A 7,119-nucleotide genomic window follows, 5' to 3' on the forward strand; every position below is an offset into this window, starting at 1 on the left:
GCTCTGGTAGATGCCCACCTTGGTGGGCGCTGCTCTGGTAGATGCCCACCTTGGTGGGCGCTGCTCTGGTAGATGCCCACCTTGGTGGGCGCTGCTCTGGTAGATGCCCACCTTGGTGGGCGCCGATACAAAGAAGTGCCAACCAAGGTTGGCAACTACCGGGGCAAGCATCACCCTTCGTTGGCGACACCATGCGGCACGTGGCCGGCGGCTACGTGTTCACGCGCACTGTCGATGTTGTGCTGCGAATCGTCAAAGAAGATATCGGCACCGAACGCCTGCAGGAACGGGCCCTTGTGCCGCCCCCCTAGGAACAGCGCCTCGTCCAGGCGCACGCCCCATTCGCGCAGGGTGCGGATCACCCGCTCATGCGCCGGTGCAGAACGTGCGGTCACCAGCGCCGTGCGGATGGGCGCGCTGTCGCCGGCCGGGAACACTTCCTGCAGCGTGTGCAGCGCAGAGAGGAAACCGCGGAATGGACCGCCACTGAGTGGCTCGCGTGCACGCTCGCGTTCGTGCCGGCCAAAGGCTTCCACGCCCTGCTCGCGCGAAATGCGCTCGCTCTCGTCCCCGAAGATCACCGCATCACCATCGAAGGCGATGCGCAGCTGCCCGGCCGGGCGGGTGATGTCGATCTGGTCGGCGGCAGCGGCAGCGGTCTCACCCGGCGGCTTGGGCAGGATGGTCGCCGCGGCGATGCCATGGCGAAGCGCGCTGCGCACCGATTCCGGATTGGCCGACAGGAACAGGTCGGTGCCGAACGGCTTCACGTACGGCCAGGTCGGCTCACCGGCGGTGAAGGTCGCGCGGATGATGCCCAGCCCGTAGTGCTGGATGGAATTGAAGATGCGCAGGCCGGTATCGGCCGAGTTGCGTGACAGCAGGATCACTTCCACGCGCGGGTTCTCGGGACTGGCGCCCTGGTTCAGCGCCAGCAGCTTGCGCACCACCGGGAAGGCCACGCCCGGACCGAGGATGTCGTCCTCGTGCTGGCGCTGGTACTCGGCATAGGCGGCCACGCCATCGCTTTCGAACAGCGCATGGCTTTCTTCCAGGTCGAACAGCGCACGCGAGGTCACCGCGACGGTCAGCAAACGGGGGGAGTTGTCGCCCATCGGTGGGGTCCTTCAAGCGGTCGGCAGTGCCGGCCGCCTATTGTCGTCAAAAAACGAACTGTTCGCTCAGGATCCGGTCTTCGAGGTTGTGCTCCGGGTCGAACAGCAGGGTCACCCGGTGCTCGCGCGACTCACGGATCGTCACTTCGACCACATCGCGGGTCTCGTGCGAATCGGCAGTGACGCTGACCGGACGCTTGTAGGGATCGAGCACGCGGAAGCGCACTTCGGTGTCGGCCTTGAGGATGGCGCCGCGCCAGCGCCGCGGGCGATACGGGGCCAGCGGCGTCAGGGCGATGGTGTGCGAGCCCAACGGCAGTACCGGCCCATGTGCGGAATAGTTGTAGGCGGTGCTTCCGGCCGGGGTGGCGACCAGCACGCCATCGCCGATCAGTTCACCCACCCGCTCCTGGCCATTGAGGTCGATGCCGATATGCGCCGCCTGCCGGGTCTGGCGCAGCAGCGAGACGTCGTTGTAGGCCAGCGACCCGGTGGTGGTACCCGATTCGGTCAGCGCCATCATTTCCAGCGGGCGCAGGTGGGCCGGCTCGGCACGGGCGATACGCGCATGCACGTCGTCGTCGCCGCGGTACTGGTTCATCAGGAAACCCACCGTGCCCAGCTTCATCCCGAATACCGGCCTGCCCAGGTGTCCGTGACGATGCAGGGTCTGCAGCATGAAGCCATCGCCGCCGAGCGGGCACAGCACGTCGGCCTGGTCCGGGGCGTGGTCGCCATAGCGCGAGACCATCGCCGCACGGGCCATCTGTGCAGGTTCGGTGGTACTGGCCAGGAAAGCGATGCGGGGGGTGTCGCTCATCGGTGGATCCGGGGGAAGGCTCGGTGGAGAGCATAACCGAGCGCCGCTGCGCTCGCCGGGCATGTCCTGGCGCTACCTGCTCCGCCGTACATCGGTAGCGCCGGGCCATGCCCAGCGGTCGTCCGCAAGAAAAAACGGCCCCGCTTTCGCGGGGCCGTTCCGGTTCACGCATGCCAGGCGTGGCCTGGCACTACATCACTTACGCGCCGTGGGCAGCAAGCTGACCCAGGCGCTGCACCGCGACCGAAACGGTCGGGTAGTCCAGGGTCTTCTGCTCGGCCAGTTCGGCCAGCATCGCCAAGGTGAAGCGCAGGCTGCTGTCGTCACGACCGATCCACGCGGCCACCTTGGCTTCAGCGGTGCTGCCCTTGGTGGCCAGCACCTGGCCGGCCAGGCTGCGGTGGTGTGCGGCCAGTTCGTCGCGCAGCACGCCACGTGCCACCGCGTGCCAGCGGCCGTTGACCTCCAGCGCGTCGATCTGCTCGAACAGCCACGGCAGCTGCAGGGCGTCGCCCAGGCGGAAGTGGATCTTGGAGACATCCACCGGCTTCAGCTTGCGGGTACGGGCCAGTTCGATGATGTCGAACGCCGGTTCCAGGAAGTGCAGTTCGGCCAGCTGCTGTGYCAGCGCCGACGGCAGGCCCTTTTCCTTCCACTCGGCCRCCAGGGCTTCGTAGGTCGGACGCTGCGAATCCGGCAGCACACCCGAAGCAACACGGATGTCGTTGAACGGACCCTGGTAGCGGTTGACCGCCTCGGTGATGCCCGGCATCGGGCCCGGGCGCGACAGCAGCCAGCGTACGAACGAACGCTGCAGCTTCCAGATCACTTCCAGCGCGTCGATCTGCACCGACTCCGGCAGCGTGCCGTCGAGGGCATCGATCTGCGCCCACAGCGCGCGTGCGTCCAGCGTTTCGCGGCTGATGGTGTAGGCCTTGGCGACCTCGGCAATGGAGCGGCCGGTGTCTTCCTGCATGCGCATCAGGAAGGTGGCGCCCATGCGGTTGATGGTCTGGTTGGTCACGGCCGTGGCGATGATTTCGCGCTTCAGGCGGTGACGCTCCATCGCGTCGGCGTACTTCTTCTGCAGCGGGGTCGGGAAGTAGCGCTGCAGTTCCTTGGACAGGTACGGATCTTCCGGGATGTCCGAATCCAGCAGCTGCGCGAACGCCACCAGCTTGGAGTAGGACAGCAGCACCGACAGTTCCGGACGGGTCAGGCCCTGGCCGCGTGCCTTGCGCTGGGACAGCTCGGCATCGGACGGCAGGAACTCGATCTGGCGATCCAGCAGGCCCTGCTGTTCCAGGGTACGGATGAAGTGCTGCTTGGAACCCAGGCGCTTGACCGCCATCCGCTCCATCAGGCTCAGCGCCTGGTTCTGGCGGTAGTTGTCGTTGAGCACCAGCGCGGCGACTTCGTCGGTCATCGACGCCAGCAGCTTGTTGCGCTGCTCGACGGTCAGCTTCTTGGCCCGCACCACATCGTTGAGCAGGATCTTGATGTTGACTTCGTGGTCGGAGGTATCCACACCGGCCGAGTTGTCGATGAAGTCGGTGTTGAGCAGCACGCCGGCCTGGGCAGCTTCGATGCGGCCCAGCTGGGTCATGCCCAGGTTGCCGCCCTCGCCCACCACCTTGCAGCGCAGCTCGCCACCATTCACGCGCAGGGCGTTGTTGGCGCGGTCGCCGACATCGCTGTGCTGCTCGCTGGCGGCCTTGACGTAGGTACCGATGCCGCCGTTCCACAGCAGGTCGACCGGTGCCTTCAGGATCGCGCTCATCAGATCGTTCGGCGACAGCGCCTTGACGTTCTCGTCCAGGCCCAGCGCTTCACGCACCTGCGGGGTGATCTCGATCGACTTCAGGCTGCGCGGATACACGCCGCCGCCCTTGCTGATCAGCTTGGCATCGTAGTCCGCCCAGCTCGAACGCGGCACGGTGAACAGACGCTCACGTTCGACGAACGTGGTCGCTGCATCCGGGTTCGGGTCCAGGAAGATGTGGCGGTGGTCGAACGCAGCGACCAGGCGGATGTGGCGCGACAGCAGCATGCCGTTGCCGAACACGTCGCCGGACATGTCGCCGACGCCAACCGCGGTGAAGTCCTGGGTCTGGCTGTCACGGCCCAGTGCACGGAAGTGGCGCTTGACCGACTCCCATGCGCCGCGCGCGGTGATGCCCATGCCCTTGTGGTCGTAACCGACCGAACCGCCGGAGGCGAACGCATCGCCCATCCAGAAGCCGTGCGCGATGGCCAGGCCGTTGGCGATGTCGGAGAAGGTCGCGGTGCCCTTGTCGGCGGCCACCACCAGGTACGGATCGTCCATGTCATGGCGCACGACATCCACCGGCGGCACGATCTTGTTGTTGACGATGTTGTCGGTGATGTCCAGCAGGCCCTGGATGAACAGCTTGTAGCACGCCACGCCGTTGGCGAAGATCGCATCGCGATCGCCGTTCACCGGCGGCATCTTGGCGAAGAAGCCGCCCTTCGCGCCGACCGGCACGATGACGGTGTTCTTGACCATCTGCGCCTTGACCAGGCCCAGCACTTCGGTACGGAAGTCTTCGCGGCGATCCGACCAGCGCAGGCCGCCACGGGCGACGGCACCGAAGCGCAGGTGGGTACCTTCCACGCGCGGGCCATACACGAAGATTTCGCGGTACGGGCGCGGCTTGGGCAGGTCCGGCACCAAGGCCGAATCGAACTTGAAGCTGATGACATGGCCGTGCTGGCCATTGGCATCGGTCTGGTAGTAGCTGGTGCGCAGGGTCGCATCGATCACGCCCATGAAGGAACGCAGGATGCGGTCCTCGTCCAGGCTCGACACGCGGTCCATCAGCTTCAGCAGCGCTTCGCGCGCGGCCTGCATCTGCGCATCGCGGTCACCCTTGCGGGCGTCGACCACGGTCTTGAGCACTTTCAGGGTGGCCTCGTCGCCGGCAGCCAGCACCTCGAGGTGGGCTTTCAGCTGCGCCTGGCCGGCGGCGATGTCTTCCTTGCTTTCATGGCCGGTGGCCGGATCGAAGCGGGCTTCGAACAGTTCCACCAGCAGGCGTGCCAGCAACGGGTAGCGGGTGAAGGTGCCTTCGACGTAAGCCTGCGAGAACGGCACGCCGGTCTGCAGCAGGTACTTGCAGTAGCCACGCAGCATGGCGACCTGGCGCCAGTGCAGGCCGGCAGCCAGCACCAGGCGGTTGAAGCCATCGTTCTCGGCATCGCCGTGCCAGACGCGGGCAAAGGTCTCACCGAAGGCTTCATCGACGCTGGCCGCATCGATCGCACCAGCGGTCGACTCTACCTCGAAGTCCTGCACGTACACCGGCGCGTTGTCCACCGACAGGCGGTACGGACGCTCGGCGATCACCCGCAGGCCCATGTTTTCCATCATCGGCAGCGCGTCCGACAGCGGGATGTCATCCAGCTGGCGATACAGCTTCAGGCGCAGGCCATCGCCGGATTCGCGCGGCACGGCCTGCAGGCTCAGGCGCAGGTCGTCCGGACCGGTCAGCGCGTCGAGCTGGCTGACATCGTTGGCGGCAACGGCGGTGCTGTTGTCTTCGATGTAACCCGCCGGCAGCGCCTTGCCGATACGCGCAGCAATGCGCAGGCCTTCGGCTTCGCCATGGCGGGTGACCAGCGCTTCGCGCAGGTCGTCCTGCCAGTTGCGCAGCACCTGGGCCAGCTTCTGTTCCAGTTCGGCGGTGTCGACATCGAGCATTTCGCCCGGCTTCGGACGCACGATCAGGTGCACCTGGGCCAGCGGCGATTCACCCAGCACCACCGAGCTGTCCACGTACTCCCCGTGCAGCGCTTCCTTGAGCATCGCTTCGATGCGCAGGCGCACGTCGGTGTTGAAACGCTCGCGCGGCAGGTAGACCAGCGCGGAAATGAAACGGCTGTACTTGTCGCGACGCAGGAACAGGCGGCTGCGCACGCGCTCCTGCAGGCCCAGCACGCCCATCGCGGTGCGGAACAGTTCGTCCTCGCTGGACTGGAACAGTTCTTCGCGCGGCAGGGTTTCCAGGATGTGGCGCAGGGCCTTGCCGCTATGGCTGGAGCCGGCCAGGCCGGACTGCTTCATCACGTGTTCGTAGCGCTGGCGCACCAGCGGGATTTCCCACGGGCGGCGGTTGTAGGCGCTGGAGGTGAACAGGCCGAGGAAGCGCTGTTCGCCGATGATCCTGCCCTTGGCGTCGAATTCCAGCACGCCGATGTAATCCATGTAACCGGCACGATGCACGCGCGAACGGGCATTGGTCTTGGTCAGGATCAGCGCGTCCTTCAGCCCGGACGTGGTGTTCAGGCCCTGCGCGGCCAGGGTCTTGACCGGACGTGCAGCGGACTTGTCCTTGCCGCGCATCAGGCCCAGGCCGGTGTCGTTCAGCGGCRCCAGCACGTCTTCCTTGCCCTGCTTCTCGACGCGGTACTCGCGGTAGCCGAAGAAGGTGAAGTGGTTGTCGGCGGCCCAGCGCAGGAATTCCTGTGCTTCCTTGCGCGAGGCAGCGTCGACCGGCAGCTGGCGGCTGCCAAGGTCGTCGGCCAGCGCCAGCGCCTTGTCCTGCATCGGCTGCCAGTCGCGCACGATGGCGCGCACTTCATCCAGTGCCTTGTTGATGGCCTGCTCGATGTCTGCCATGGCTTCGGCCGGCTGGCGGTCGATCTCCAGCAGCATCACCGATTCCAGCTGGCCCTCGCCGACCTTGGTCAGCTTGCCGGCCTTGTCACGGGTGAAATGCAGCACCGGGTGGCCCAGCACATGCACGCCCACGCCATGCTCGGCCAGCGACATGGTCACGGTGTCGACCAGGAACGGCATGTCGTCGTTGATGATCTGCAGCACGGTGTGCGGCGATTCCCAACCGTTGGCCTTCGCCGTCGGATTGAACACGCGGACATTGGCCTTGCCGGCCTTGCGGGCACGGGCGAATTCCAGCGTTTCGGCTGCGAGCGCGGCCCACTCCTCAGCGCTGTGATGGGGGAACTCGTCGGCCTCCATGCGCTTGTAGAAATCGGCTGCGAATGCCACTGCCTCGGCCTGGGCGGCCGCGGGGTAACGCTTGCGCAAGGCCGTGTACACCGGCTCCAGGGAGAAACCAGCGGTCACTGCGACCTCCGACTCAACTGGTTTGCTTTTGTTTTTCACGGTCTTGGCTGCGGTTTTTTGCGGTTTCATGGCAGAGC

At 66.0% G+C, this 7,119-nt stretch carries 3 protein-coding genes; all 3 read right to left on the reverse strand.

Translation table 11 applies throughout. The features are described 5' to 3' along the window. Positions 1-170: 170 nt before the first annotated feature. Complete coding sequence (locus tag AC1DJN_RS19310; RefSeq protein ID WP_033831508.1) at positions 171-1,115, reverse strand: 5'-nucleotidase; 945 nt, start codon at positions 1,113-1,115, stop codon at positions 171-173. A 46-nt stretch (positions 1,116-1,161) separates the two neighbouring features. After that, the gene (locus AC1DJN_RS19315; RefSeq protein WP_025876850.1) at positions 1,162-1,935 is read right to left on the reverse strand and encodes an NAD kinase; all 774 of its coding nucleotides are present in this window, start codon (positions 1,933-1,935) and stop codon (positions 1,162-1,164) included. 199 nt (positions 1,936-2,134) lie between these two features. After that, positions 2,135-7,111: an NAD-glutamate dehydrogenase gene (locus tag AC1DJN_RS19320; protein ID WP_478039835.1), complete on the reverse strand. Its 4,977-nt coding sequence runs from the start codon at positions 7,109-7,111 to the stop codon at positions 2,135-2,137. Positions 7,112-7,119 lie beyond the last annotated feature (8 nt).

Source organism: Stenotrophomonas sp. 05L414_2, assembly GCF_056397905.1.